We start from the raw sequence: 25,736 nt of genomic DNA, 5'->3' as shown, positions 1-25,736 counted from the left end.
ACCGCTTGGTTATATATATATCACTTGATAGCACTCGCGCAGTCGTTCCTCTGAGCTGGGATTTACGCGAACGCGCAGCCCCTCGTCAAAGAACCGGAAAAAATGCCGATATTCCCCAATGAAAATGGCCTGCGAACAACCTGACCGGGGTCAGGTTCGACCCTGCCCGGCAGCACGAAACCCGTTTTCGGTCATGAAAACTTCATTAAAAAACCCTGTAACTGCAACACGCATCATCCGCTTTAACTTTTCATGATTATCATGAGCAAGCTGAACTAATGCTGTCTATTCATGACGCGCTCGACGAAACCTGAACGCCAGATTAATAATTCTACATGGACGCTTAACGGCATTGTCGTGCGTTTGAATTTCACCCTACTCTATGATTCGACAGCCTGCCAGGCGATACAAAAAAGCAACAGCGCATGGACATTATTTTCATAGTTGAACGCCTAAGTTCACCGCACTCACGTGCACCTATGTTTGCGCACTCGTCGTGTGATTTTTTTATATTCGGCCCTGCTGCTTCACTCGGAGAGTCTCTGTAGATGAGTCAAACTTTTCTTGCCTTTTCACGGCCGTCCATTGGCGATGAAGAAATTGCTGCAGTGACGCGCGTGCTGCGTTCCGGTTGGATCACCACCGGACCGGAATGTCAGAAGCTGGAGGAAGAGTTCGCCGCGCGGGTCGGCGCGCAGCATGCAGTGGCATTGTCTTCGGCCACCGGGGCAATGCACGTTGCGCTGCTGGCGCTGGGCGTAGGGCCTGGCGATGAAGTGATTACGCCTTCGCAAACCTGGGTGTCGACAGCCAACATGATCTGCCTGCTGGGAGCCACTCCGGTGTTTGTCGATGTCGACCGTGACACCCTGATGACCAGTGCCGCGCTGATAGAGCAAGCCATCACTCCGCGGACCAAGGCGATCCTGCCAGTGCATTATGCAGGCGCGGCATTCGATCTTGACCCGCTGTATGCGCTGGCCGACCGGCACGGCATCACCGTGATCGAAGACGCTGCGCATGCTGCCGGCACTGCTTACCAAGGACGCCCGGTCGGCCAGCAGGGCACTGCGATCTTTTCGTTTCACGCGATCAAGAACATGACCTGTGCCGAAGGCGCGATGCTGGTCACCGACAATGCACGGCTGGCTGATCGGGTGCGTCAGCTTAAATTCCATGGCCTGGGTGTCGATGCCTACGATCGCCTGACCCTGGGTCGCAAACCGCAGGCCGAGGTCATGGAGCCTGGCTTCAAATACAACCTGGCCGACATCAATGCGAGCATTGCGCGGGTGCAGTTGCAGCGCCTCGACGCCATCAATGCACAGCGCCAGGCGCTCGCCAGCCATTACCTCGAACGACTGGCCAATAGCCCCGTTCTGCCTCTCGCCCTGCCCCGGTATGCCCAGCAACACGCTTGGCACCTGTTCATTCTGCGCATTGATCCCGAGCGCTGCGGGCTGGATCGCGATGCCTTCATGAAGGCCTTGCAAGCGCGAAATATCGGCACCGGCATCCACTTCATTGCGACCCACCTGCACAGCTATTACCGCAAGCGTTTCCCGGATGTACGCCTGCCCGACACTGAATGGAATTCATCAAGGCTGTGCTCCATACCCCTGTTTCCCGACATGAGCCTCGATGATGTCGAGCGGGTTGTCGGTGCCATTGAATCGACCCTGGAATCCAGCCATTGAAACCGTATCCGATCAAGTTCGTGTCGATCGTCATCCCTGTCTACAACGAACGACAAAGCCTGCCAGAGTTGTTGAGCCGTACTGAAGCGGCCTGCGAACAGCTCGACCACCGCTTCGAAATCGTGCTGGTCGACGATGGCAGCCGCGACGACTCGGCAGACATTCTCCAGCGGGCTGCCGAGCGCGCCGACAGCCCCTTTGTCGCAGTGATCCTGAATCGAAATTACGGTCAGCACGCCGCCATCATGGCCGGATTCGAGCAGTGCCAGGGCGACGTGGTCATCACCCTCGATGCCGACCTGCAGAATCCTCCCGAGGAAATCCCTCGTCTGGTAAAGCTCGCTGAACAGGGGTACGACGTGGTCGGCACGGTGCGCAGCAATCGTCAGGACTCCGCCTGGCGACGCTGGCCCTCGAAACTCATCAACCTGGCCGTGCAGCGCTCCACCGGCGTGGCCATGAACGATTACGGCTGCATGCTGCGCGCATACCGACGCACGATTGTCGACGCCATGCTCGCCTGCCGGGAGCGCAGCACGTTCATTCCGATTCTGGCGAACAGTTTTGCGCGACACACCACCGAGGTGCTGGTCGATCACGCCGAACGCGAGCACGGCGACTCCAAATACAGCCCGATGCGTCTGATCAACCTCATGTTCGACCTGATCACCTGCATGACCACCACGCCCCTGCGCCTGCTCAGCATCATCGGCTTCAGCATGGCGTTGCTCGGTGTCTCGTTCGCGGCGCTGCTGATCGTTCTGCGCCTGATCTTCGGCGCGTCATGGGCCGGGGACGGCATGTTCGTGCTGTTTGCCGTGCTGTTCGTATTCACCGGCGGGCAGTTCATCGGCATGGGACTGCTGGGTGAATACCTGGGCCGGATGTACAGCGATGTGCATGCGCGTCCGCGGTTCTTCATCGAAAAAATCGTGCGCAGCTCGTCACCGGTTGCCACCGACAGCATTGATTCCTCTGTAACTCCCTATATGAACAAGGTCGCGCCATGAGCACTAAAGCTGTCGTTTTCGCTTATCACGATATTGGCTGTGTCGGCCTGCAAGCGTTGCTGGATGCAGGCTATGAGATTGCGGCGGTGTTCACCCATGCCGACGACCCCAAAGAAAAAACCTTTTTTGGCTCCGTGGCGCAGCTGTGCGCCCGGCACGGCATTGCGGTGCATGCCCCCGAGGACCCGAATCACCCGCTATGGGTAGAGCGCATCGGCAAACTGGCGCCGGACTTCATTTTCTCCTTCTACTATCGCCAGTTACTCGGCGATTCGTTGCTGGCCTGCGCGAAAAAAGCTGCACTGAACCTGCATGGCTCGCTGCTTCCGCGTTATCGCGGACGCGCGCCGGCCAACTGGGTGCTGGTCAACGGCGAAAGCGAAACCGGCGTTACCCTGCATCAGATGGTCAAACGCGCCGATGCCGGGCCGATAGTCGCCCAGCAGCGGGTCTCGATCAGAGCCACCGATACCGCCTTGACGCTGCATGGCAAATTGCGTGACGCCGCCGCTGACCTGCTCTGCGAGACACTGCCCCTGCTGGCGGCGCAAGGGCAACTGCCAGCGACGCCCCAGGATGAATCCCGTGCGACGTATTTCGGTCGGCGCACCCCGGCCGACGGCTTGATCGACTGGTCGCTGCCAGCCACTCAGCTCTATAACCTGATCCGCGCGGTAACACAGCCCTACCCTGGCGCGTTTTGCCCGGTCGGCGACAACAAGCTGATCGTCTGGACTGCCAGCGTGGACACAAGCAGCAATGGCGAGGCGCCGGGCACGGTCATCAGTCACGAGCCGTTGCGTATCGCCTGTGGCGAGGGTTCGCTGGTCATCACCGCAGGGCAACGCGGTGACAACGGCTTGTACCTCAGTGGTGAGCAACTGGCACGCGAATTCGGGCTGGTAGCAGGCTCGCAACTGCTCGATAAGGCAAAGCGCCGGTCGGTTCGTCGTACCCGCGTGTTGATCCTCGGCGTCAACGGTTTCATCGGCAACCACCTGTCAGAGCGTCTGCTGCAGGATGACCGGTACGAAATCTACGGCATGGATATCGGCTCGGACGCTATCGAGCGCTTGCGTGCCAAGCCGAACTTTCACTTCATCGAAGGTGACATCAGCATCCACACCGAGTGGATCGAATACCACATCAAAAAGTGCGATGTTGTGCTGCCGCTGGTGGCTATCGCCACGCCGATTGAATACACGCGCAATCCACTGCGGGTCTTCGAGCTGGATTTCGAAGAGAACCTGAAGATCGTCCGCTACTGCGTCAAGTACAACAAGCGTGTGATTTTCCCGTCCACGTCCGAAGTCTATGGCATGTGCCAGGACGCAAACTTCAACGAGGACACCTCCAACCTGATCGTTGGCCCGATCAACAAGCAGCGCTGGATCTACTCGGTGTCCAAGCAACTGCTGGACCGGGTGATCTGGGCCTATGGCCAGAAAAGCCTGCAATTCACCCTGTTTCGCCCGTTCAACTGGATGGGACCGCGTCTGGACCGCCTGGATTCGGCGCGCATTGGCAGTTCGCGGGCCATCACCCAACTGATCCTGCACCTGGTCGAAGGCACGCCCATTCGCCTGGTGGACGGCGGCGCCCAGAAGCGCTGTTTCACCGATGTCGTCGACGGCATCGAAGCGCTGGCGCGGATCATCGAAAACCGCGATGGGCGCTGTAACGGACAGATCATCAACATCGGCAACCCCGACAACGAAGCCAGCATCCGTCAATTGGGTGAAGAGCTGCTTCGCCAGTTCGAAGCCCATCCGTTGCGCGGCCATTTCCCGCCTTTCGCGGGCTTTCGTGAAGTCGAAAGCCAGTCCTTCTATGGCAAGGGCTATCAGGATGTCAGCCATCGCACGCCGAGCATCGACAACGCCAAAAAGCTGATTGGCTGGACGCCGGGTATCGAGCTGAGCGAAACCATCGGCAAAACCCTGGATTTCTTCCTGCGCGAAGCCATGGCTGAAAAAGCGGATCAGTGCTGATGCAGGCAGGCCTGAGAATCGATGTCGACACTTACCGGGGCACCCGTGAGGGCGTGCCCCGGCTGCTGGACATACTCGACGAAGCGCAGGTCAAGGCGACCTTCTTTTTCAGTGTCGGCCCCGACAACATGGGGCGCCATCTGTGGCGCCTGGTAAGGCCCACGTTCTTCTGGAAGATGCTTCGCTCCAACGCGGCGAGCCTGTATGGCTGGGATATTCTGCTGGCCGGCACCGCATGGCCGGGCAAACCGATCGGCCGGGACCTCGGCCCGCTGATGCGTCGCGCGCTGGATGCCGGTCACGAAATCGGCCTGCATGCCTGGGATCATCATGGCTGGCAAGCCAATGCCGGACACTGGAGCGACAGACAGTTGACCGCCCAGATACACCGCGGCGTCGATTGCCTGAGCGACATCCTCGGCCACCCGGTGGTCTGCTCTGCGGCGGCAGGCTGGCGCGCCGACCAGCGCGTCGTGCAGGCCAAAGAGGCGTTTGGCTTTCGTTACAACAGTGACTGCCGCGGCGCCAGCCTGTTTCGCCCATTGCTGGCCGACGGCAGCCTCGGTACCGCTCAGATTCCGGTGGACTTGCCGACCTTCGATGAAGTAATCGGCCCGCACCTCAAGCCGGATGCGTTCAACGACTACATTCTCGGCCGCTTCGCTGCACGACAGCTCAATGTCTACACCCTTCATGCCGAAGTGGAAGGGATCATCATGGCCGACGGTTTCAGGCAACTGTTAAAGCGGGCCAATACCCAGGGCATCCACTTCGCGCCGTTGGGCCATCTGCTGCCCGATGCTATCGAACGGTTGCCTTCCGGGCATATCGTTCGCGGCCACCTGCCCGGCCGCGAAGGCTGGCTGGGGGTGCAGCAGTGATACACGTCAGGCATCGTCATCTTGCGCTGCTGTTATTGGCGTTCGTGCTGGCTTATCTGCTGCCGCTGGGCTTTCACGGCCTGTGGATTCCCGATGAAACCCGCTATGCGCAGATCAGCCAGGAAATGCTCTACAGCGGCAACTGGATTGCGCCGCACTTCATGGGGCTGCGTTACTTCGAAAAACCGGCGGCCGGTTACTGGCTGATTGCACTCGGGCAGCAGGTCTTTGGCGAGAACCTGTTCGGCGTGCGCATTGCCTCGGCACTGGCCAGCGGCTTGAGCGTGCTGCTGGCCTATCTGCTGGCCGGCAAGATCTGGAACGACCCGCGCAAGCAGTTCGCCAGCGCCTTGCTGTTCATGAGCTTCGGCTTTGTCGCCGGCCAGGCGGGTTACGCCAATCTTGATCCGCAATTCACCTTCTGGACCAACGTGACACTGCTGGCATTCTGGTACGCCGTGCACAGCGTCGGTCGGGCGCGTCTGGCGGCATGGGCGTTAGTCGGCGTGGCCTGCGGGATAGGGTTCATGACCAAGGGCTTTCTCGCCTGGGCACTGCCCGTCATCATCGCCCTGCCCTACATGCTGTGCCAGCGACGCCTGGCCGAGTTGCTCAGATTCGGCCCGCTCGCGGTATTGATTGCCATCGCCGTCTGCCTGCCGTGGGCACTGGCGATCCACCAGCAAGAGCCCGACTACTGGCGTTACTTCTTCTGGCACGAGCATATTCGCCGCTTTGCCGGGGACAATGCCCAGCATGCCCAGCCCTGGTGGTTCTATATGCCATTGCTGGTGGCGGCCTGTGTGCCGTGGGCACTGCTGCTGCCGCTAACACTGAAACAGGCATGGCAGGAAAAAAGCCGCCCTGACATTGCCTTTTTGCTGCTGTGGCTGCTGCTGCCACTGGCGTTTCTGAGCCTGAGCAAAGGCAAATTGCCGACCTACATACTGCCGTGCCTGCTGCCGTTGGCGCTGCTGATGGCCAACACTCTGGTCGAGCGCCTCGATCGAGGCCACAGCACAGCGTTGCGCGCGAACGGAATATTCAACGCGACCGTCACTTTTCTTGGGCTTGTGGCGTTGATCTACCTGCAACTCAAGCAGCCCGTCTACGAAAACGAACCGATGCATCTGTCACTGGCGGTCATCGTGCTTCTCGGATGGACACTCGCCAACGCCCTGCAAGGCTTGCGCCCGCTGACATTCTGGGCCACACCGGCACTGGGCAGCTGGTTGCTGATCGCATTGCTGCCCGCAGCACTGCCAAACGATGTGATCAACAACAAGACTCCCGACCCTTTCGTGGTCACGCACCAGGCCGAACTGGCGGGCTGCACGCAGTTGCTGAGCAACGATCTGGGCGCTGCCTCGGCATTGGCGTGGCGCCTGAAACGACCTGATGTCGCACTGTTCAACACCTGGGGCGAGCTGGAGTACGGCCTGGGCTACCCGGATGTGCAGGGCCGTGAGGTCCGCCTGCAGAACATCGATGCCTGGATGAAGAACGCCCGCAGCCAAGGCCGGGTCGGCGTCATCATGCGAGGCAAGAGCGATGAGGAACTGAAAGAGCTCGAAAGTCTTCCCAAGGATGGTCAGCGCTATGACGAAGGCAACCTGGCCATCCTCGTTTACGAGAAGTCCGCATCGTGACCTGGCTGATGCTGGCAAGCGCATGCCTGCTGACCTGCCTGGGCCAGATCGCGCAGAAGTACGCGGTACAAGACTGGCGTGGCGCATTTCCCGGCGTGTTTGCAGCGCTGCGCTCGCTATGGCTGGCGCTGGCCTGCCTTGGGTCGGGCCTGCTGGTCTGGCTGCTGGTGTTGCAACGCCTGGACGTTGGCATCGCGTATCCGATGCTGGGTGTTAACTTCGTGCTGATCACGCTGGCAGGTCGCTATGTGTTCAACGAGCCGGTTGACGTACAGCACTGGCTGGGTATTGCGCTGATTCTTGTCGGGGTATTTCAGCTGGGACGCCAGGCGTGACCCACCGCCGGGCAACCCTGTGCGCCATGGCCAGTGTGGCGCTGGTCAGCGCGGCGCAACTGGGCATGCGCTGGAGCATGAGCCGCCTGCCCTCGCCCGTTCAATGGCTCGAAATGCAGGAACATGCGCAGCTTGATCTCAGCGCCCTGAGGGTCGTCTGCGCCTCGATCACCGCTTACGCGCTCTCCATGCTTTTCTGGCTACTGGCCCTTCGGGTCTTGCCCCTGAGCCGTGCCTATTCGCTGCTCAGTATCAGCTACGCGCTGGTTTATACGCTCGCCGCAGCGCTGCCATTTTTCCACGAGACGTTCACGGTATCGAAAACTGTGGGTGTCAGCCTGATCGTGGCAGGTGTCTTGACCATCAACCTCCGGCGCATTCCCCGGCCATCACCTCAGGATCTTTCCCATGAAAATCAGCGTTTTCGGTAGCGGATATGTCGGCCTGGTACAAGCGACCGTGCTCGCCGAAGTCGGCCACGATGTGGTCTGCATGGACATCGATCAGGCCAAAATCGACCAGTTGCGTCAGGGCCAGGTGCATATCTACGAGCCTGGCCTGGCCAATCTGGTACGTGAAAACCTCGACCAGCAGCGTCTGTGCTTCACCACCGACGAGCAGCTGGCAGTGGAACATGCCGAGGTCCTGTTCATTGCGGTAGGCACGCCGTCCCGAGCCAATGGCTCCGCCGACCTGAGCGGCTTTTTCGCGGTGGGCGAAGCCGTCGCCCGGCATCGACGCGAACCGCTGATCATCGTCGAGAAGTCCACCGTGCCGGTCGGCAGTGGCGACGCCTTGCGCGGCCATATCGACAAGGCGCTGCGTCAGGCCGGCCGGCTGCTGCAGTTCGATATCGTCTCCAACCCGGAGTTTCTCAAGGAGGGCTCGGCGGTCAACGATTGCCGGCGCCCGGACCGTATCGTCATCGGCTGCGAAAATGAAGCGGTGCGCAACGTCATGCGCGAACTGTATGCGCCGTTCAACCGCAATCATGAGCGGATCATGTTCATGGACCTGCGCAGCGCCGAACTGACCAAGTACGCCGCCAACTGCATGCTGGCAACCAAGATCAGCTTCATCAACCAGATCGCCGAACTGGCCGAGCATCTGGGCGCGGACGTCGAGTCGGTGCGGTTGGGCATTGGCGCCGACTCACGCATCGGTTACGACTTCATCTACCCCGGTTGCGGTTACGGCGGTTCGTGTTTTGGCAAAGACATCCGTGCGTTGATTCACAGCGCCCGGGAGGCCCATTGCTCCAACGATCTGTTGTCGGTGGTCGAGGCGATCAACGAACGGCAGAAGAACAAACTGTTCGAGCGCGTCAACGCGTTCTATCAGGGCGATCTGCGCGGCAAGACCTTTGCCCTGTGGGGCCTGGCGTTCAAACCCAACACCGACGACATGCGCGATGCCCCCAGCCGCGTACTCATGGAAGCGTTGTGGGAGGCTGGTGCCAGCGTGCGGGCGTTCGACCCCGAGGCCATGCAGGAAACCCAGCGCATTTATGGCCATCGCAAGGACCTGATGCTCATGGGCACGCCAGAGTCGGCGCTCAATGAAGCCGATGCATTGATCGTCTGCACCGAATGGCAACAGTTCAAAGCTCCGGATTTCGAGTTGATCCAGCAGCGGCTGAGCGCACCAGTCATCTTCGACGGGCGCAATCTGTACGACACCGAACGACTGGCAAAACGCGGCTTCCACTACTTCCCCATCGGGCGTGGCGAGTCATGCGATCTGCCAATCCCGCAAAAACAGTGGACGGCCTGTAATCCGCTTGTCAGCAGCCAGGTTGTGTAACGGCCCTGCTCCGGTGGCCGTCAGTTGCCGACGGTCGCTGGACCCTGAGTAACGAAATAGTAGATACGCTCGCCGACCTTGACGCTGTCGACCATTCGCAAGGGTGGCTCGGGAAGCTGCAGGCTTTCCATTAGCGCCACATTGCCGTCGGCACGGGTCAGAAAGGTGCTCAATTCAGCACTGGACGTGAACGTGTCCAGCAAGCTCTGGCTGTAGAACACGCTGGCCCCTGCCAGCCGTTCGCTGGGCTGAAACAAAACAACATGCCGTCCCTGGACCTGCAGAGCATGAACCTTGTCGGTCAGCGGCAGGAACGACAACTGCCGGTCCGCTCGCGGTTCCAGCCATAGGGCTGCGCCGAGATACCCCGTCACGATCAATACAACCCCGGCAACCGTCATCGCCCGTCGGTTTCGTACCACAAACGCTGCAGATGCAGAGCCTTGCGAGCGTGCCTTGATGCGCTCGCCCAACACAAAGGCATATTCCGCCGCGATGACTGCCGCCGCCGGGGCCAGTGACATCAGATAAACCATGCGTTTACTCGAGGCCAGCGACAACAGCAGGAACTGCGCGATCAGCCACAGGCTGAAAAACAGCAGGTAACGATTGGCCAGCAGCTGTTTGCGGAAATGCCACAGCCCCAGATAGACAAACACATTCCACGGCAAAAACGCTTCAGGCAGTTTGCTCAGGTAATAATGCACGGGCTCGTAATGCCCTGCCTCTTCGAACGAACCACTGAAGCGTCCGACACTGTTGGTCCAGAGCACGTCCTTCAACGACTGCGTACCGCCCTGCCCGTATAAAAAGCACAGCCATACCAGCAAAGGCACCAAAGCCAGGGCGGTAAACATCGCCGGGCGTAGCCAGTGGACGGAAACAATGCGTTTGCTCTGCACCGACTCGCACACCAGCCAGGCGAAAATGACCACACCCGGCATCGCGAGGCCCAGCACACCCTTGCTCAGGGTTGCCAGCGCGATCCCCACTACGAAGAGCAGCCAGGCCCCTGCGGGAAATCCGTCGCTGCGCAAACGCTGACTGGCGTGAAAGAACCCCAGCAACGCCATGCTCACACCCAGCGCCAGCAACGCGTCCTCGCCCACCTGACGCGAATTGCTCCAGAAACTGGCCTGGGTCGCGAGCATGAATGCAGCCACCCACGCCACGGAGGCAGGTCGCCCGAAGCGACGCAGCATGCTGTACAGCGGCAACACGCTGAACAGCCCCGCACAGGCGGACGCGAGCCTGACCGCCCAGAGAGTCGCACCGAACGCCCCGATGGACGCAGCGTCGAGCCAGACGCTCATCGGCGGCTTTTCCAGGAACGGTTGATCGTTCAGTTTCGGGGTAACCCAGTTGCCGCTCAGGTGCATTTCCATGGCAATTCCCGCCACGCGGGGTTCTGTCGAGTTTTGTAATTGGTGATTGCCCAACGCGAGGAAAAACAGCATTGCACCCAGCAACAACAGCAACGGTGAAAGCACACGAGAAGTCATCAAGGTAGGTACCGGGTTGACGGGGGGGCAAGCAAAGAAGCGAATCGGTCTGGCGAAGTATAAGTCGCCAATTGTTGAAGAATTGTTAACCGGCGGCACACCAGACAGCCACTCAACGCTTGTTTAAAAGCTCGGCAAAAAGTCGGCCGTGAACGCCTGACCTGGCGCAGACTCCCCGTGGCCCAGAACGCATCCGACATGCAGGATGCGACCGGTGATCGGGCCCAATAAATCTCTTCGCAGGTCTACTAATCTTACAGATAAGCCAGCCTGATGCAGGTCATGCCTAAGCGTGACCTGGCCGTGTTGGTCAACCCTGTGTTAACCGCGAACTTTTAGTTCAGAAACAGTTATAGGGCAAACAAAATACTGACGGCGCAAGGGATGCGCCGACACAAGCAACAGGGAGAGTTATGAAAACAATGCCGGCTTTCACGTACGTGTTTTTCCTGGGTTTTTTCCATTCAAACGCCTTTTCTACGGAGATGAATCCTTATGAGCAGATCATCAGCATTGCGCAAGGTGAGCAGGTCTGTTTAACCCTCGACAGTGATTTAAGTTCTGTCTCACTGCAAAAGTGTGTCAACACCGATTATCAACAATGGATCTTTGTGTCATCAGGGTCCATGCTGTACCTAAAAAACAAGGCGTTAGGCGGATCAACGCAGGCCATGTGTTTGTCAGCGTCGAATCCACGTCACGTCAGCATGAAAACCTGTGCCAGCGCCGACAGCAACGACTATCAATCCTTGCGACTCTGGAGCAGAGACGGTGACCATACCAGCGTGTTATCAAATAAATACATCAAGGATTTAGGCTTTGATAACTACCTGCTCAGTGATGGAAGCGGGCAGTTGGTATTTGGCCCTGCAGAGGGAGCTTCATCACACTGGACAATCACCCAACCTCTTTACGAAGAAATCATCAGTACAGTGAATGGCCCGGACGCCTGTTTAACACTGGCGGGTGACATGACCAGTGTGGTACTGCAAAAGTGCCTGGGGAGGGACAGTCAGCAATGGACTTTTACGCCCAAGGAAAAAAGGCTTTATGTAAAAAACAAACTGCTGTCCACATCAGCGCAAGAAATGTGTTTGTTTGCGGCGAATGCCAACAGCGTAAAAATGGCCGCGTGTGCCAGCGCGGGCAGTCATGATTATCAGTCCAGGCGACTGTGGAATCGGGACGGCAACAACCCCAGTCAGCTGTCAAACAAATATATCAGTGATCTGGGAATGGCTAACTACCTACAAATCAATGCCAGCGAACAGTTGATATTGGGTGGCAAAGAACAAGGCTCGGCGAACTGGAGTATCGCCAAGCGTTATGGTTACATCAGGAACGTTGAAAAAGGGCAGGAAACGTGCCTCGCTTTGTCTGCAGATGAAGTCAGCGTCGAGTTTTCTCCCTGTAAAAGTGTGCCCGGCCAAGACTGGCGAATGTCCGTCATCGTACCGGGGTATGACAAATTGACCAATCGCGCGCTGCTGGACAGGGATACAGAAAAGTGCTTAGGGTCAACTAGTAAAATGATCAACTGCCAAGGTACCGGGTATACCTCGGAGCGTTCCTGGAGTTACAACAGGAACTTCATTCCCCTCATAGAAGGGTTTGTACTGGCCAATAAATATCGCAACGACCTTGTCGGTGATAACGAAGTTCTGGGCTTTGCAGGTAACACCATCCAGATGGTGCCGGAGTCACGGTCGAAGGCAGTGACATGGAACTTTGAATTGGCAGTACCCAAGATCCCCAGACGCCCCATCGTAGGCGATAGAAAAGTTCTCCTGCTGCACACCCGATACAGTGACAAGCCAGAAACCGACTTCGAGGCCACCAGGGAGGCCTTCTTCGGAGCGCCTGGTGATAACACATCATTTGTCAACGCGGTCTCTTTTTCCTCCGGCGATCATCTGAAGTTCATCGGGGATGCGGTGACCGGTCTAGACCTGGGCCCCAGACCTTCAGGTTGCCCGTCCACTGAACTGAGGAACAAAGCGATAGAACTCGCACGCGACAAGGGAACTGACAGGGATAATTACGATTATGTCGCCGTTGAGATTCCTTCTACTTCGTGCTCCTGGGGTGGGCTTGCTGCGATGCCGGGCTGGTGGGCCATGGGAAATAATTCGGGCCACAAGCCATGGATGTGGCAACACGAATTCGGTCATAGCCTCGGCGGACCTCATGCGACCTCGCTGGAGCGCTGCCCTTACAATAGTCGGGAAGTTGTGCAAATCGGCGCCAGTGGGTGCGCAGTCACTAATAGCGCTGACCCTTCGGATACCCTGAATGGTGGGGGGTCACGTCTTTACCCCATTCCTTATTTGTACTACGCGGGCTGGCTCACTGATGACCAATTTCCTGAAGTGATGAAAAATGGCACCTATAACATTGCACCCTTGTTCAGAGCGGCGGATCCCGAAGTGGTCAAAGGCTTACGCCTGTTTCGTAGCGATGGCAGTTATCTCACGCTGGAATTCCGCAAGCCTTCACCCGGCTTTGAAAACTGGCCAACTGACGATCCATTTGTCAATGGTGTGATTGTGAGAATCGCTCGTTTTAATGGCAACTCCGTCTCCAACACGCTCGTGGACACAACGCCATCAGGCATACATGGCATGAATGACGCTCCGTTGCGGCAAGGTGGGTCGGCAGACGACGTTTTATCCGGGAAGCGAATCAGAGTGACCCATGCCGATGACACGGGGGCTACCGTTGAAATCAACGATATTCCTGGTAGCTCTTTGGCAGAACGCTTGCTCTTTGAACGCTCTTTTAATAAGCAGATTGCAGAACAGGATGATGAGGTGGTGGAAGATTGAGGATTTGCCGAAAGGTAATCTCAATCAAAAAATGTCGACTGCATCAGTATCAACTGCACGCCATCAATCACCTGCATCATGAATAAAAACGGGGAGCGATCAACGCTCCCCGTCTGGTGCTTCAGTTCAAGTCTTATTACAGTGAATCAGACCGCAGCAACAACCTTGGCTGGCGGCTGAGTGCGACGACCCAGTACGCCTGCACCCGCAGCTACCAGACCCGAGATCACCAGCGTGATCAGCAGAATCCAGGCACCTTGCGAAACACGCTTGGCGGTCACTTCAGCCGCTTCGCGGGCTTTCTGTTCGGCCTGAGCTTTCAGTTCCTGATACTTGGCATACGCCTGACGGTAGCTGGCCTGAGCCTGATCGACGATCTGGTTGGCTTCGGCGTCAGTCTTGTTGCCACGCGCCTTGATCAGATTGACCAGCGCCTGACGGTCAGCGGCGTCCCACGCCTGGTCGCCTTTAGCTTTGATGCGATCCATCAGGCCGCTCAATTGCTCGTCAGCTTGCTGAGGGTTCTGCGCGCTCTGCTTGGCAGTATTCTGCGCATCTTGCTGAGTCGCTTGCGCTTCCTGCTTGACGTTGTCAGGGTTCAGCTCGGGCTTGCCGGTCTGACGCATGGCTGTTTCGATTTCGCCCTGGATATCGTCCAGATTGAAATCGATGCCTTGGGCGCGCAATTGATCCTGAATCTTGCTGCCAACGGCCGGAGCCACCTGTGCGATACCGCTGCCCAGTGCCGACATGCCGCTGCCTGCCAGGTTAAGGCCGCCGCGCACGACGCCGGTCACTGCGCTGGAGACCAGATAAACAGTGATCAGCGAGACGCTCGCCCACACCAGCAGGCCATGAAACGCACCTTCGCGCTGCGCCAGACGTCCAGCGGCCCAGCCGCCGACGAACAGCGAGATCACCGAGCTGACCACGACCCAGATACCTGCGCCCGTACCAATGCCGGACAATGGATTGGCTTCCTGCATGGGATCGATACTGGCACTTCCGATTGCCGTACCCAACAGGTTCAGCAACAGCGAAACAACCATGGCCAGAACAACACCGGCCAGAATCGCACTCCAGGAGATTCGTTTAAGCAGCGGAGCCGCTGCATGAGTTTCGTGGTACACAGGGGCACCTGGGGCGATACGGTCGTCGCGAATCATAGTCATAGTCCTTTGAGTCATTGGCAGTAAACGCACACATGTGTGGCGTACACATCAATGACCCAGAAGACGTTCAAGAAGTTTAAAAATTTTATAGACTTTTTTTCAGGCTGGGCCCAACACAATAGAACTGTATTGATACTGACGCACATCAAGGGAACGTAACCTTTGCCCTATGCTCCAAGCGATTTACACACTTTTTGTTTTATTAGGCTGTTTGCTCTAACTATTGGGAGTTGTGTGATGTCCGTTAATAACAGACGGGAATTAACCGACTGCCCGCCTTTTTGAATGCCGACACTCACTGGCTATACGCAACACTCACAAGTGTTTGCGCAGGTATCGTAATAAAGACCGCGCCAAACAGCATGAAGGCCCGACTGAGAACAGGCAGGCCTTCATGTGTTCATTGTCAGTATCGTCAGGCGATACCGTTCGGCCCGTCGAGGACCTGCCTGACCTTCCTGGCGAGGTCCTGCGGCATGCAGGGCTTGGACACCACCTCAAACTCGGAGCCGCCAATGTCGGTTCGCTCGATCGAGCTCTCAGCGTAGCCGGTGGTCAACAGCACCTTGACCTTCGGAAACCGGCGCCTGACTTCCCGCGCGAGCATCACACCGTTCATCCCGCCCGGCATGATCAGGTCGGTGAACAGCAAGTCATACGTACTGCCGGCCTCGAAGCGCTTCAGTGCCTCACGGGCATTGAGGACAATTTCCGAGACATAGCCATAATCATCCAGCACCATCTTCGCCAGTTCGGCCACATCAGGACGATCTTCCACGATCAGGATCCGCTCGGAACTGCCAATGCGCCGTTCCGAAGCTTTCGGCGGATCGTTTTTGCTCAGAACGGCTTCGTCTACCGGGAAATACAGGCGCAGCGTGGTGCCGACACCTTCTTCGGTATAAATACGCGCCGCACCACCCGACTGTTTGGCAAAGCCGTAGACCATCGACAGGCCGAGCCCGGAGCCCTTGCCTTCTTCCTTGGTGGTAAAAAACGGGTCCATTACCCGATCACGGATACTCGCAGGCATGCCAATGCCATTGTCCGTGACCGCAATAGAGACATAACGGCCAGGTAACAGGCCGTCATAGGACATATTGGCCAGCTCATCGACGACCAGGTTACGGGTTTCGATGAATATCTTGGGGTTGAGCCTGCCAATCAGCGCGTCCCGGGCGTTGATGAAAATGTTCAGCAAGGCAACTTCTGCCTGGGTCGGATCAATACGGCAGTTCTTCAGCGCCGGATCCAGATCGGTTTCGATAATCACTTCCGGGCCAAAAGTACGCTCGATCAGCGGTTCTGTCGTGGAGACCAGACCATTAAGATTGAGGACTCGCCCCTGCAGTTTCTGTTTACGGGCAAACGCCAGCAATTGCTTGGTCAACGTACTGGCGCGTTCGACGGCAGACTTGGCGTGATGAACACTGCGCTGGACACGCTGCACATCAATGACGGGTTTCTCTGCCGCACTGCCGATCAGATCAATATAACCGCCCATCACTTGCAGCAGGTTATTGAAGTCGTGCGCGATGCCACCGGTAAGCTGCCCCAGCGCTTCCATCTTCTGTGCCTGACGCAATGCTTCTTCGGCATCTCGACGGCGACTGATGTCCAGTTGCGATGCAAAAAAATAAATAAGCTCGCCTGCGTCGTTATAGACCGGAGAAATAAACAGGGCATTCCAGAACGAGGAGCCGTCTTTACGGTAGTTGAGAATTTCAGTGGAGATATCGACGCGCTGGTCAATTGCATCGCGAATCGACTGCACCGCCGTCCGATCAGTGTCCGGCCCTTGAAGAAATCGGCAGTTGCTACCGATGATTTCCTCTGACGCATAGCCGGTCATTTCCAGAAATGCCCGGTTGGCAAAGATGATGGGATTGTCCGGGCGATTGGGGTCCGTCACGATCATCGGCATCCGTGTCGTTTCTACCGCCGCGAAAAAGATATCTTTCCCCTGATGCTTGATATCTCCCGTCGCCGCATTGTCGACCCGGGTTTTATTTTCCGACACTCCAGAAACTCCAAGACTGTTTATTGGGCTATTGCGCCTGCTCTCTCATGGCTAGGACTGGCGCAGCCTCAAAAGGGTTCTCAGGTATCTGACAAAAATCGAATTATATTCATTTGAGGGGTCACGCACTCCCGAAACGCTTACTCAAACGGCCGGCTTTCCATTCTTTTCTCGAATGAGAGCCGCCAATTCAAGCGTGTTGTCGCGCAACGCCACCTGCAAAGGGCCAAAGATCGCCCGCGTACCCTGCCCGTCTGCATAACCCAGCAGCCCCGCCGGACAGTATCGGCCGTCATCCCAGCCCGGATAATCGAGAACGGGATACCAGCAGATACCTTGCACAGGTACGCCGGCCCTCAACGCCTTGCCGACCTCGGCACAAACGTAATTGAACCAGGGCAGACGCTGAACGTCTTCCGCACCGGTTTCAGAAATCAATATCGGTCTGCCGTATCGCCCGTGCAACTCGCTCAACATGCCCTGAAAAGGCCTGTACTGCGGATCGTCGTGCGTAAGTTTATGGCCATTGAACTGCCATTGATTATGCGGATAAAAGTTGACGCCCAGGATATCCAGATACTCGGGGCGGCCGCCCAGCCCAGGCCATTGCCGTCCGGATAAAAGATCCCAGGCTTCGAACTGCGCCAGCCGATAGCGCTCTGCTGCCGCAGCATCTCCGCTGCCACGTGTCGCCGGTACTACATGAATCAATGGCTCGGCCTGAATAAAACGCGCGTTGGGCTCTATCATGCGTATCGCGTCTATTGCCGCAATACTGGCCCGGACCAGTTGATGCTTGAGTTCCATGCCGCGCTGCTCACTACCGGGGTTGAAATAAGCCATGTCGCCCCCGGCCCAACTCCAGAACGAAATCTCATTGATCGGCGAATAGAAAGGTGCGGTCTCCCCTTCGTCCTTGACGCGCTGAGCCACCGCAGCGGCAAAACGCGCAAAGTGCTCGACAAACTGCGGCCGCCAGACATCCAGATGATCAGGGTAACCGTAATGGCACAAGTCCCAGATGACTTGGGTGCCCTGATGCCGCGCGGCTCGCAACATGGGCAGAAAACTGCTCCAGTCGTAACAACCTGGGCGGGCTTCAATCAGATGCCAGCGCAGACCGTCACGTACAGTACGCATTCCGCACTCGGCCACTGCGGCAAAATCTTCCTGCGTCCAGCGGTCGTGCCCGGTGGAGTGAAGCAGGTCGAGTCGCACACCGTCACCTCGTCGATGGCTGGCGCACTCGAATCCGCCGATGAAAAAACTGTCGAACAGACCGCCCATGCTCAACCTCGCGCAGGCTGTTCAATCGGTTCGGGAGGTTGCTCAGGGAAGTCATGGGCCAGCCGCTGGTACAACGTCAACGCCTGGCCCACGACCTGGTCCATGTTGTAATACTTGTAGGTGCCCAGTCGCCCAAGGAAAGTGACTTCATCCGACTGATCGGCCAATGCTTTGTAACGCTTGTACAACTCGGCATTTTCGGGTCGGGGAATGGGGTAATAAGGGTCGCCCTCGGCACTTGGAAACTCGTAGCTGAGACTGGTTCTGGCGTGCTGTTGACCGGTAAGGTGCTTGTATTCGGTGATGCGCGTATGAGGGACTGCCTCATCCGGGTAGTTGATCACCGCCACCGATTGAAACTGCGCCTGATCAACGGTCTTGTGCTCGAAACGCAACGATCGATACGGAAGACGGCCGTAGCAATAACCGAAGTATTCATCGATCGGCCCGCAATAGATCAAATGCGAATACTTCACCGCCTTGCGCACATCGGCAAAATCGACCCCCAGTACGGTATCGATAAGCGGGTGGTTGAGTATCTGTTCAAACATGTGCGTGTAGCCATGCAGCGGCATTTTCTGAAAAGTGTCCGTGAAGTAACGACTGTCCGAGTTGGTACGGGTAGGTACTCGGGCGGTGACCGACCGGTCCAGTTGCGAGGGGTCCAGCCCCCATTGTTTGCGGGTATAGCCACGGAAAAACTTCTTGTACAGCTCCCGACCAATCTGACTGATCACAACATCTTCGGAGGTTCTTATCGTCTCGACAGGCTCGGCGCGGCTGGCAAGAAACGCTTCGGCTTCTTGTTCATTCATCTGCAAGCCGTACAGGCTGTTGAGCGTATCGAGGTTGATCGGAACAGGCAGCAGTTGTTTGTCTACGCTGGCGAGCACACGGTGTTCGTAATCGCGCCATTCGGTAAATCGTGAAAGGTATTCCACAATCCGCTCAGCGTTGGTGTGGAATATATGTGGCCCATATTGATGAACCAACACCCCGGCACTGTCCAGGTGATCGTAAGCGTTACCCGCGATATGTGGACGTCGGTCGATCAACAAAACGCGCTTGCTCGATCCCGCCGCCAGCCTTTCCGCCAACACACTGCCTGCAAAACCTGCACCGACGATCAGAAAGTCATAGGGCGTCTTTTCACGCGCGGCTGATTCAAGATTTATCCGAGGCATTCGATGTGCTCCCCGATGGCCACCAGGGCGATTTGCGCCTTCATGGCCGCGCACGTGTTGTCCCAGGACTCGCCAACCAGCAATGCGTCAACTTTGCGAAGAAAATCGATAGTACCTTTGTGCGCCAGGGCCTCTTGAATCGCGCGCACAAACCCGTCGGCGTCATCGGCAATGGCCACAACACCCGACTCACCATACGCTCTGACAACATCGGCAATCCGGGTTGATACCACCGGGCAGCCGCCAGCCAGGTATTCCGGCGTCTTGGTCGGGCTGATAAAGCGTGTGGAGTCGTTCAGCGCAAATGGCATCAACGCAACGTCCCAGCCCGACAGATAGGCTGGCAAGTCGTCATAGGACTTGCTGCCTAGATAATGGACGTTGGCCAAATGCGGCAGGCTTGCCGGGTCGATTTTCACCACGGGGCCGATCAAGACGATTTGCCAGTGCGGCTGCAACTCGGCCAGTTGCTGAATCAGCCCGATATCAAAACGTTCGTCAATGACGCCGAAAAAGCCAAGTCTTGGATAGGGAATGTACTGTTGATCCTCAGGGTCAGACTGCCCGCTGCGAGCGGCTGCAAAATGCCCGACATCGACGCTGCTGGGCATGGCGTGCACATTTGCATGCTGCAGACGCTTGGTCTCCCATAGGCTGAAGCCGCCAGTAAACACAACATCTGCGCGCTTCATCAAGGCTTTTTCCTGTTCGACAAGCTCTGGCGGCGCACCTTTGAACGCAGACAATTCGTCCATGCAATCGAAGATCGTCACGTGCGCGCTGAGGTGGTCGGTAAACGCCAGGCTCATCGGGGTGAAATACCACAACAGCAACTCACCGAAGTGTTGTGCATCGATAAAACGATTCAGTAATGCGCGCTGTGCAGTGATCACCTCATCAGGCTGCATTTTCCGGGGCAGGTGCGGCACCAGTACCGTGACACCGCACGCTTGCGGAAGCTGTTCAAGCCGGATATCAGGGGAGTCCGACAGAACAGGCTCCTCAAGAAACACCACCTGATAATCCTGCGCCATTCGCGACATGATGTGCTGAGGACGCTGATAGACAAACCCCCATCGCAGATGGGACAGGCACAGCAGTAAAGGCCTGATGGCAGCCTCGACTCTGGTTAAGGCCGACGTCTCGGATTGAATCGTTTGAACACCGTTCATAGAGTTTTCCCTTCTGTTAAAAAGTCCTGGATGAAACTGAAGGGCTCTGAAAAGGGCTGAACTTCGACGGCATTCATGATGAGGATAGGCAGTGGCGGCTGTTGCGTACATGGAACAATCACATGCATGGAGCAACCATAGACCGGCTCGTGGGTTTCGAACACGCGCCCAGGCCGCTGTTCGTTGATTCCGATAAAGGGTAGGCGCCGTTGAGAATGAACCGTTGAACTCGGCGGAACAAATACGCCCCTAGTCTTGAGCGAATGTTTTTCTGGCACCTGCAGTACGTTTTCCCCACGCGGTGGTCTGGTCCTGATTTTCGCAAGCGAGGCTCCTCTGTCGTCCTGTTGAGAAAGGTCACGACGACGAGCCGTCAGCTCGCTTCTTGCCGAGGCGGCGAAAATCCAGGGAGGACAATCATGATTCTGGTTACCGGTGGTGCGGGATACATTGGCGCTCACATCGCGCTCGAGTTGCTTGAAGATGGCCGCGATGTCGTCGTGCTTGATAACTTGTGCAACAGTTCGCGAGAGCCGTTAAGACGGATAGAGGAACTCTGCGGGCGACAGGTTGCGTTCATCCACGGCGACGTGCGCAGCAAAGCGACGTTGCACCGGCTGTTCGCTCAGTACCCTGTCAAGGCAGTGGTGCATTGCGCCGGACTCAAGGCGGTGGGCGAAAGCGTTCGAGAGCCGCTGCGCTATTTCGAGACCAACGTGAGCGGCAGCGTCAACTTGTGTCAGGCAATGGCAGAAGCAGGCGTGTTCGACCTGTTATTCAGCTCATCCGCGACGGTTTACGGCGGGTGTGAGCAAATGCCGCTGGATGAGAACTGCCCACTGGGTTTACCGACCAATCCTTACGGGCACTCCAAACTGATGGCCGAGCATGTGATGCAAAGCGTCGCCCGCTCGGATCCACGCTGGTCCATCGGTCTGCTGCGCTACTTCAACCCCATTGGTGCGCATCCGTCCGGCCTGCTGGGCGAGTCGCCCTGCAACACGCCGAACAACCTGTTGCCCTTCCTGCTGCAGGTTGCCAATCGACTACGTCCTGCCCTGCACATATTCGGCAGTGACTACCCCACGCTGGACGGAACAGGTGTGCGTGATTACCTTCATGTGATGGATCTGGCCGAGGGACACCTGAAGGCGCTGGACAAAATTCATGACGAACGTGGCGTATCCGTCTGGAATCTGGGCACAGGACAGGGTTATTCGGTGCTTGAGGTGGTGCACGCCTTCGAACGTATCTCCGGCAAAGCTGTGCCGTTGATCTTTGAACCACGCCGGCCCGGAGACATTGCAGCATGCTGGTCCGATCCGGGAAAAGCAGCGCGCGAGCTGGATTGGCGAGCCAGGTTCAACCTTGATTCGATGCTCACCGACGCCTGGCGCTGGCAGTGCATGAACCCGCAGGGTTACAGGCCGACAGCGCTGGTCAGTTGAATTTTATCCAGACGTGTTGCCAGACGTGCTGAACGATCATCACGTTATCGTGACGCCTGCCAGCAAGCGCATGCTAGAAGTTGGCCGGTGTGTTGGCGCTGATGATCTCGGCTTCGTCCTGGCCAATATTGCGGAAGCGATGCGGCAAGGTGGTCGGGAAGTAATAGCCGTCCCCCGGACCGAGAATGTTGACTTGCCCATCGATGGTCAGCTCCACGGTGCCGCGCGTCACCAGACCGCACTCCTCGCCTTCGCTGTGAACGATCGGCTCATCGCCCGAGTCGGCACCCGGCGCGTATTGCTCACGCAGAAAACGCATCTGCCGGCTTGGCAGGGTCGCGCCCACCAGCAGCAAACGGGCACCGTTGCGCCCCAGATCGGGTTGATCACCGGCTCGAAACACGTACTGATCCTGTCCCGGAGGCTGATCGAATGTGAAAAAATCCGCCAGCGTCATGGGAATCCCCTCAAGCAGCTTTTTCAGCGAGCTGATGGAAGGACTGACACGATTTTGTTCGATAAGGGAAATCGTGGCATTGGTCACACCACTGCGTCGGGCGAGCTCACGCTGTGACAGCTTGTAGCTTTCACGCACCAGTTTGAGTCGTGCTCCCGTATCCATAGTGGCCTTATGTGAAAGATATCCGGTGAATGAGGCAGCGCCCCGGCGCAATGGATCGTCCATTACCCGAAGCCGTCAAGCCGGATATTAAATCACGTTTGCCCGCAACACTCAGCAGCTCATCGCTCTAGCGGTGGTTGCGCGCATAGCTCTGGCAGGCCTCGCGGAAGGCCTTGAACAGGTTGAGCGACACGGGGTTGTCCATGAACTCCCATTCCGGATGCCACTGCACACCCAGCACAAAGCCTGGCGCGCCGGGCATGGACACCGCTTCGACCAGACCGTCGGGGGCCAATGCTTCTGCGCGCAGGTCCGACGCCAGACGATCGACACCCTGACTGTGCAGGCTGTTGACCTCGAAGCCCGGGCCCAGCCCGAGCGAGTCGAGCAAACCGCCAGGCTGCACCTGCACGGCATGCTTTGGCGTGTACTGCACCGCCAGCACCTCGCTTTGCGGCTCACGATGATCCAGATAGCCGGGCAACTCCTGAACCCGCTGATGCAGGCTGCCGCCCAAAGCGACATTCAGCTCCTGAAAACCGCGGCAAATGCACAACACCGGCACGCCCTGAGCGATGGCAGCCCTGAGCAGCGGCAGTGTGGTGCGGTCCCGGAATACATCATGAGCGGTGCCCTCCACGCTCGCCGGTCCATTGTAGTGACGCGGCTCGACGTTGGACGGCGAGCCGGTAAACAGCAGGCCATCCAGCGACGCGAGCAGTTGCGCAGGCTCGGTGGGCACCTCGAGTGCAGGCAGAATCACCGGCATGCCGGCGAAGGCTGCAGCCTCGACGTACTTGTCGCCTGCGGTGTGAGAAGAATACTTGCCCAACTGCTGACGGCAGGCGGTGACACCGATCAAGGGAGGTCGCGACATAGCTTGAATCCTGTGTGAAATCTGAATGGTCAGCGCCATTTGGACGCTATCCAGCGGGAATGAAACCAGTCTAGGATAGTCATCTGCGCAACAAACATAGGCATTCCGGCAAAGGAACAATGCACCGATGCAATATGAAATCACCCACGCCGACCTTTCATTGGTGCTCGCCCTGGTTCGCGGCCGCACGCTGGCACGCGCCGCCGATCTGTTGCAGGTTGATGTATCGACCGTATTCCGCTCGATCCGTCGCCTGGAAGCAGCCCTCGGTGCAGCGCTGTTTGAAAAGAATCGGCGCGGGTACATACCGACCGATACCGCGCAGGCCATGGCCGAGCAGGCCGAGCGCGCCGAACAGGCGCTTGCTGCTGCGCGCATCGCCCTGCAACAGGGCGAACAGGTCGTCAGCGGCACGGTACGCCTGACCTGTACCGATGCAGTACTGCATAGCCTTCTATTACCGGCGCTGGCGGACTTCATGTCGCAGTACCCTGCCCTTACGCTGGAGCTGGCCACCTCCAATGCCTTTGCCAACCTCAGCCGTCGCGATGCCGACATCGCCCTGCGCCTGACCAATACGCCACCCGAGCACCTGATCGGACGCTGCCTGGGCAGTGCCGACTACTTTGTCTGTGGCCGCGCCGAATACCGCGAGGCCTTGACGCAGAACCCTGCCTCGATCCCGTGGATCAGCCCGGACGACTCGATGCCCGACCACACCTCGGTAATCTGGCGTAAACAGGCCTTTCCGGGGGTATTACCGAGCTACCGCTGCAGCAACATGTCGGCTGTCTCGCAGTTGGTCGCTGCCGGCCTGGGCGTCGCGGCGCTGACCGGTTTCACGGTCGAGGGCCTTGGAGCGGTCGAACGCCTGAGTGGCCCGCTGGAAGGATGCCGCACCGACCTGTGGCTGCTGACCCGCCCCGACTGTCGCGCATTGCGTTCCGTGCAGACCCTGCTGGAAGCCCTCGCGCCGCGCCTGCGCGCAGCGTTGCAGGTATCCAGCCCCGGCTGATCGGCCTCTGTGGATCCATTAAATAATAGTTAACTAAATTAATCATTGGATTAATCGCGATCCTGTGGCATTAATAATCGCGAGGAAACAACTTGATTCATTCTGTGGATCCATAAGACCAATAATCGAACCGTGGAGAACCATCATGCACCCGAAAAATGCGTGGTACGTCGCTTGCACAGCGGATGAAGTCGCCGACAAGCCTCTGGGCCGGCAGATCTGCAACGAAAAGATGGTGTTCTATCGCGACCAGAACCAGCAGGTCGTGGCCGTCGAAGACTTCTGCCCGCATCGCGGCGCCCCGCTCTCGCTGGGCTATGTCGAGAACGGCCAGCTGGTGTGTGGTTACCACGGGCTGGTCATGGGCGGCGACGGCAAGACTGTTTCAATGCCCGGCCAGCGTGTTCGCGGCTTCCCTTGTAACAAGACCTTCGCCGCGGTCGAGCGCTACGGCTTCATCTGGGTCTGGCCCGGTGACCGGGAAAAAGCCGACCCGGCGCTCATTCATCATCTGGAGTGGGCAGTCAGCGACGAATGGGCCTACGGCGGCGGGCTGTTTCATATCCAGTGCGACTACCGCCTGATGATCGACAACCTGATGGACCTCACTCACGAAACCTACGTGCATGCGTCAAGCATCGGCCAGAAGGAAATCGACGAGGCAGCGCCCGTCACAACGGTCGAAGGCGAGGAAGTGGTCACCGCCCGGCACATGGAAAACATCATGCCGCCGCCGTTCTGGCAGATGGCATTGCGTGGCAACAATCTGGCCGATGACGTGCCGGTCGATCGCTGGCAGATCTGCCGCTTCACGCCGCCCAGTCATGTGCTGATCGAAGTCGGCGTCGCCCATGCGGGCAAAGGCGGCTATGACGCGCCTAAGGAGTTCAAGGCGTCGAGCATCGTCGTCGACTTCATCACCCCCGAGACCGACACGTCCATCTGGTACTTCTGGGGCATGGCGCGCAACTTCAATCCGGCCGACGAAGCGCTGACTGCCAGCATCCGTGAAGGCCAGGGCAAGATCTTCACCGAAGACCTGGAAATGCTTGAGCGCCAGCAACAGAACCTGCTTCAGCATCCGCATCGCAACCTGCTCAAGCTCAATATCGACGCCGGTGGCGTGCAGTCACGCAAGATCCTGGAGCGATTGATCGCTGCCGAGCAGGCCGGTCCCGGCGAGCAGATTCCCGTGATGGCGACGAAATGACCGGCCATTGCCCGTCGAAATACGAAGAAAACAATC

Annotated in this window: 20 protein-coding genes; 12 read left to right on the top strand and 8 right to left on the bottom strand. The window is 57.9% G+C overall.

What is annotated here, in order from left to right; all coding sequences use genetic code 11:
- Window positions 1–548: 548 nt before the first annotated feature.
- The 8 genes from arnB to KBY08_RS19280 are packed head-to-tail and all read left to right on the top strand — an operon-like array spanning window position 549 to window position 9,366.
- On the top strand, window positions 549–1,697 hold the full coding sequence (arnB, locus tag KBY08_RS19315) for a UDP-4-amino-4-deoxy-L-arabinose aminotransferase (RefSeq protein ID WP_111522557.1): 1,149 nt from the start codon (window positions 549–551) through the stop codon (window positions 1,695–1,697).
- Entirely contained in the window at window positions 1,694–2,707 is a 1,014-nt protein-coding gene (gene arnC, locus KBY08_RS19310; protein WP_225651237.1) for an undecaprenyl-phosphate 4-deoxy-4-formamido-L-arabinose transferase, read from the top strand. Before arnB ends, arnC begins: the two co-directional genes overlap by 4 nt.
- Complete coding sequence (gene arnA / locus KBY08_RS19305; RefSeq protein ID WP_111522558.1) at window positions 2,704–4,698, top strand: bifunctional UDP-4-amino-4-deoxy-L-arabinose formyltransferase/UDP-glucuronic acid oxidase ArnA; 1,995 nt, start codon at window positions 2,704–2,706, stop codon at window positions 4,696–4,698. Before arnC ends, arnA begins: the two co-directional genes overlap by 4 nt.
- Window positions 4,698–5,579 carry a 4-deoxy-4-formamido-L-arabinose-phosphoundecaprenol deformylase gene (gene arnD, locus KBY08_RS19300; RefSeq protein ID WP_011267893.1) on the top strand — a complete coding sequence of 294 codons (882 nt, stop codon included), beginning with the start codon at window positions 4,698–4,700 and terminating at the stop codon, window positions 5,577–5,579. Before arnA ends, arnD begins: the two co-directional genes overlap by 1 nt.
- Window positions 5,576–7,228 (top strand): lipid IV(A) 4-amino-4-deoxy-L-arabinosyltransferase, encoded by a 1,653-nt coding sequence (gene arnT / locus KBY08_RS19295; RefSeq protein WP_103359061.1) that lies wholly within the window; start codon window positions 5,576–5,578, stop codon window positions 7,226–7,228. The genes arnD and arnT overlap by 4 nt, the downstream gene beginning before the upstream one ends.
- Window positions 7,225–7,563 carry a 4-amino-4-deoxy-L-arabinose-phosphoundecaprenol flippase subunit ArnE gene (arnE, locus tag KBY08_RS19290; protein WP_024642178.1) on the top strand — a complete coding sequence of 113 codons (339 nt, stop codon included), beginning with the start codon at window positions 7,225–7,227 and terminating at the stop codon, window positions 7,561–7,563. Before arnT ends, arnE begins: the two co-directional genes overlap by 4 nt.
- Window positions 7,564–7,589: 26 nt before the next feature.
- Window positions 7,590–7,994 (top strand): 4-amino-4-deoxy-L-arabinose-phosphoundecaprenol flippase subunit ArnF, encoded by a 405-nt coding sequence (gene arnF / locus KBY08_RS19285; protein WP_024651951.1) that lies wholly within the window; start codon window positions 7,590–7,592, stop codon window positions 7,992–7,994.
- A complete protein-coding gene (locus KBY08_RS19280; protein WP_003401114.1) occupies window positions 7,972–9,366 on the top strand; it encodes a UDP-glucose dehydrogenase family protein in 1,395 nt (464 codons plus the stop codon). Before arnF ends, KBY08_RS19280 begins: the two co-directional genes overlap by 23 nt.
- A 20-nt stretch (window positions 9,367–9,386) precedes the next feature.
- On the opposite strand, the gene KBY08_RS19275 is transcribed toward KBY08_RS19280, so the two are convergent.
- The gene (locus KBY08_RS19275) at window positions 9,387–10,868 is read right to left on the bottom strand and encodes an ArnT family glycosyltransferase (protein WP_111522559.1); all 1,482 of its coding nucleotides are present in this window, start codon (window positions 10,866–10,868) and stop codon (window positions 9,387–9,389) included.
- Window positions 10,869–11,281: 413 nt separating this feature from the next.
- Between KBY08_RS19275 and KBY08_RS19270 the strand changes: the two genes are divergently transcribed.
- On the top strand, window positions 11,282–13,693 hold the full coding sequence (locus KBY08_RS19270; protein ID WP_111522560.1) for an RICIN domain-containing protein: 2,412 nt from the start codon (window positions 11,282–11,284) through the stop codon (window positions 13,691–13,693).
- A gap of 146 nt (window positions 13,694–13,839) precedes the next feature.
- Here KBY08_RS19270 and KBY08_RS19265 read toward each other — a convergent pair whose 3' ends face one another.
- The 5 genes from KBY08_RS19265 to KBY08_RS19245 form a co-directional block, all read right to left on the bottom strand.
- A complete protein-coding gene (locus tag KBY08_RS19265; protein ID WP_003401109.1) occupies window positions 13,840–14,859 on the bottom strand; it encodes a hypothetical protein in 1,020 nt (339 codons plus the stop codon).
- A 421-nt stretch (window positions 14,860–15,280) separates the two neighbouring features.
- A complete protein-coding gene (locus KBY08_RS19260) occupies window positions 15,281–16,885 on the bottom strand; it encodes a hybrid sensor histidine kinase/response regulator (RefSeq protein ID WP_024638141.1) in 1,605 nt (534 codons plus the stop codon).
- A gap of 144 nt (window positions 16,886–17,029) precedes the next feature.
- Entirely contained in the window at window positions 17,030–18,172 is a 1,143-nt protein-coding gene (locus KBY08_RS19255) for a family 1 glycosylhydrolase (protein ID WP_111522561.1), read from the bottom strand.
- A 2-nt stretch (window positions 18,173–18,174) separates the two neighbouring features.
- The gene (gene glf / locus KBY08_RS19250) at window positions 18,175–19,356 is read right to left on the bottom strand and encodes a UDP-galactopyranose mutase (protein ID WP_111522562.1); all 1,182 of its coding nucleotides are present in this window, start codon (window positions 19,354–19,356) and stop codon (window positions 18,175–18,177) included.
- Window positions 19,344–20,528, bottom strand: coding sequence for a glycosyltransferase family 1 protein (locus tag KBY08_RS19245; RefSeq protein ID WP_024638140.1), 1,185 nt, complete (start codon window positions 20,526–20,528; stop codon window positions 19,344–19,346). Before KBY08_RS19245 ends, glf begins: the two co-directional genes overlap by 13 nt.
- Before the next feature lie 419 nt (window positions 20,529–20,947).
- On the opposite strand from KBY08_RS19245, the gene galE reads away from it, so the two are divergent.
- Window positions 20,948–21,976, top strand: coding sequence for a UDP-glucose 4-epimerase GalE (gene galE / locus KBY08_RS19240; RefSeq protein ID WP_011267903.1), 1,029 nt, complete (start codon window positions 20,948–20,950; stop codon window positions 21,974–21,976).
- A gap of 73 nt (window positions 21,977–22,049) precedes the next feature.
- Here the strand turns inward: galE and KBY08_RS19235 are convergent, their stop codons facing one another.
- On the bottom strand, window positions 22,050–22,598 hold the full coding sequence (locus tag KBY08_RS19235) for a cupin domain-containing protein (protein WP_003344936.1): 549 nt from the start codon (window positions 22,596–22,598) through the stop codon (window positions 22,050–22,052).
- A 127-nt stretch (window positions 22,599–22,725) separates the two neighbouring features.
- Entirely contained in the window at window positions 22,726–23,475 is a 750-nt protein-coding gene (locus KBY08_RS19230; protein ID WP_024638139.1) for a gamma-glutamyl-gamma-aminobutyrate hydrolase family protein, read from the bottom strand.
- Window positions 23,476–23,602: 127 nt separating this feature from the next.
- Here KBY08_RS19230 and KBY08_RS19225 point away from each other — a divergent pair, with 127 nt between their 5' ends.
- Both KBY08_RS19225 and KBY08_RS19220 read left to right on the top strand, forming a co-directional pair.
- Entirely contained in the window at window positions 23,603–24,490 is an 888-nt protein-coding gene (locus tag KBY08_RS19225; protein WP_058399028.1) for a LysR family transcriptional regulator, read from the top strand.
- Between the two features lie 145 nt (window positions 24,491–24,635).
- On the top strand, window positions 24,636–25,700 hold the full coding sequence (locus KBY08_RS19220) for an aromatic ring-hydroxylating oxygenase subunit alpha (RefSeq protein ID WP_003401095.1): 1,065 nt from the start codon (window positions 24,636–24,638) through the stop codon (window positions 25,698–25,700).
- The last annotated feature ends 36 nt before the right edge of the window (window positions 25,701–25,736 follow it).

The sequence above is a fragment of the Pseudomonas sp. P135 genome (genome assembly GCF_020312125.1).
GTDB classification, from domain to species: Bacteria; Pseudomonadota; Gammaproteobacteria; order Pseudomonadales; family Pseudomonadaceae; genus Aquipseudomonas; species Aquipseudomonas fragariae.
The sequence above is the reverse complement of the archived record's forward strand: the minus strand, read 5'-3'. Positions and strand labels throughout refer to the sequence as shown.

What these genes read in the sequence shown, in the direction of transcription:
- glf (WP_111522562.1), bottom strand. Translation starts at nt 19,356, where the DNA reads ATGCCTCGGATAAATCTTGAATCAGCCGCGCGTGAAAAGACGCCCTAT.
- KBY08_RS19220 (WP_003401095.1), top strand. Translation starts at nt 24,636, where the DNA reads ATGCACCCGAAAAATGCGTGGTACGTCGCTTGCACAGCGGATGAAGTC.
- KBY08_RS19265 (WP_003401109.1), bottom strand. Translation starts at nt 14,859, where the DNA reads ATGATTCGCGACGACCGTATCGCCCCAGGTGCCCCTGTGTACCACGAA.
- arnA (WP_111522558.1), top strand. Translation starts at nt 2,704, where the DNA reads ATGAGCACTAAAGCTGTCGTTTTCGCTTATCACGATATTGGCTGTGTC.
- KBY08_RS19235 (WP_003344936.1), bottom strand. Translation starts at nt 22,598, where the DNA reads ATGGATACGGGAGCACGACTCAAACTGGTGCGTGAAAGCTACAAGCTG.
- KBY08_RS19225 (WP_058399028.1), top strand. Translation starts at nt 23,603, where the DNA reads ATGCAATATGAAATCACCCACGCCGACCTTTCATTGGTGCTCGCCCTG.
- KBY08_RS19245 (WP_024638140.1), bottom strand. Translation starts at nt 20,528, where the DNA reads ATGAACGGTGTTCAAACGATTCAATCCGAGACGTCGGCCTTAACCAGA.
- KBY08_RS19255 (WP_111522561.1), bottom strand. Translation starts at nt 18,172, where the DNA reads ATGGGCGGTCTGTTCGACAGTTTTTTCATCGGCGGATTCGAGTGCGCC.
- KBY08_RS19280 (WP_003401114.1), top strand. Translation starts at nt 7,972, where the DNA reads ATGAAAATCAGCGTTTTCGGTAGCGGATATGTCGGCCTGGTACAAGCG.
- arnB (WP_111522557.1), top strand. Translation starts at nt 549, where the DNA reads ATGAGTCAAACTTTTCTTGCCTTTTCACGGCCGTCCATTGGCGATGAA.
- KBY08_RS19270 (WP_111522560.1), top strand. Translation starts at nt 11,282, where the DNA reads ATGAAAACAATGCCGGCTTTCACGTACGTGTTTTTCCTGGGTTTTTTC.
- KBY08_RS19275 (WP_111522559.1), bottom strand. Translation starts at nt 10,868, where the DNA reads ATGACTTCTCGTGTGCTTTCACCGTTGCTGTTGTTGCTGGGTGCAATG.
- arnD (WP_011267893.1), top strand. Translation starts at nt 4,698, where the DNA reads ATGCAGGCAGGCCTGAGAATCGATGTCGACACTTACCGGGGCACCCGT.
- galE (WP_011267903.1), top strand. Translation starts at nt 20,948, where the DNA reads ATGATTCTGGTTACCGGTGGTGCGGGATACATTGGCGCTCACATCGCG.
- arnF (WP_024651951.1), top strand. Translation starts at nt 7,590, where the DNA reads ATGGCCAGTGTGGCGCTGGTCAGCGCGGCGCAACTGGGCATGCGCTGG.
- KBY08_RS19230 (WP_024638139.1), bottom strand. Translation starts at nt 23,475, where the DNA reads ATGTCGCGACCTCCCTTGATCGGTGTCACCGCCTGCCGTCAGCAGTTG.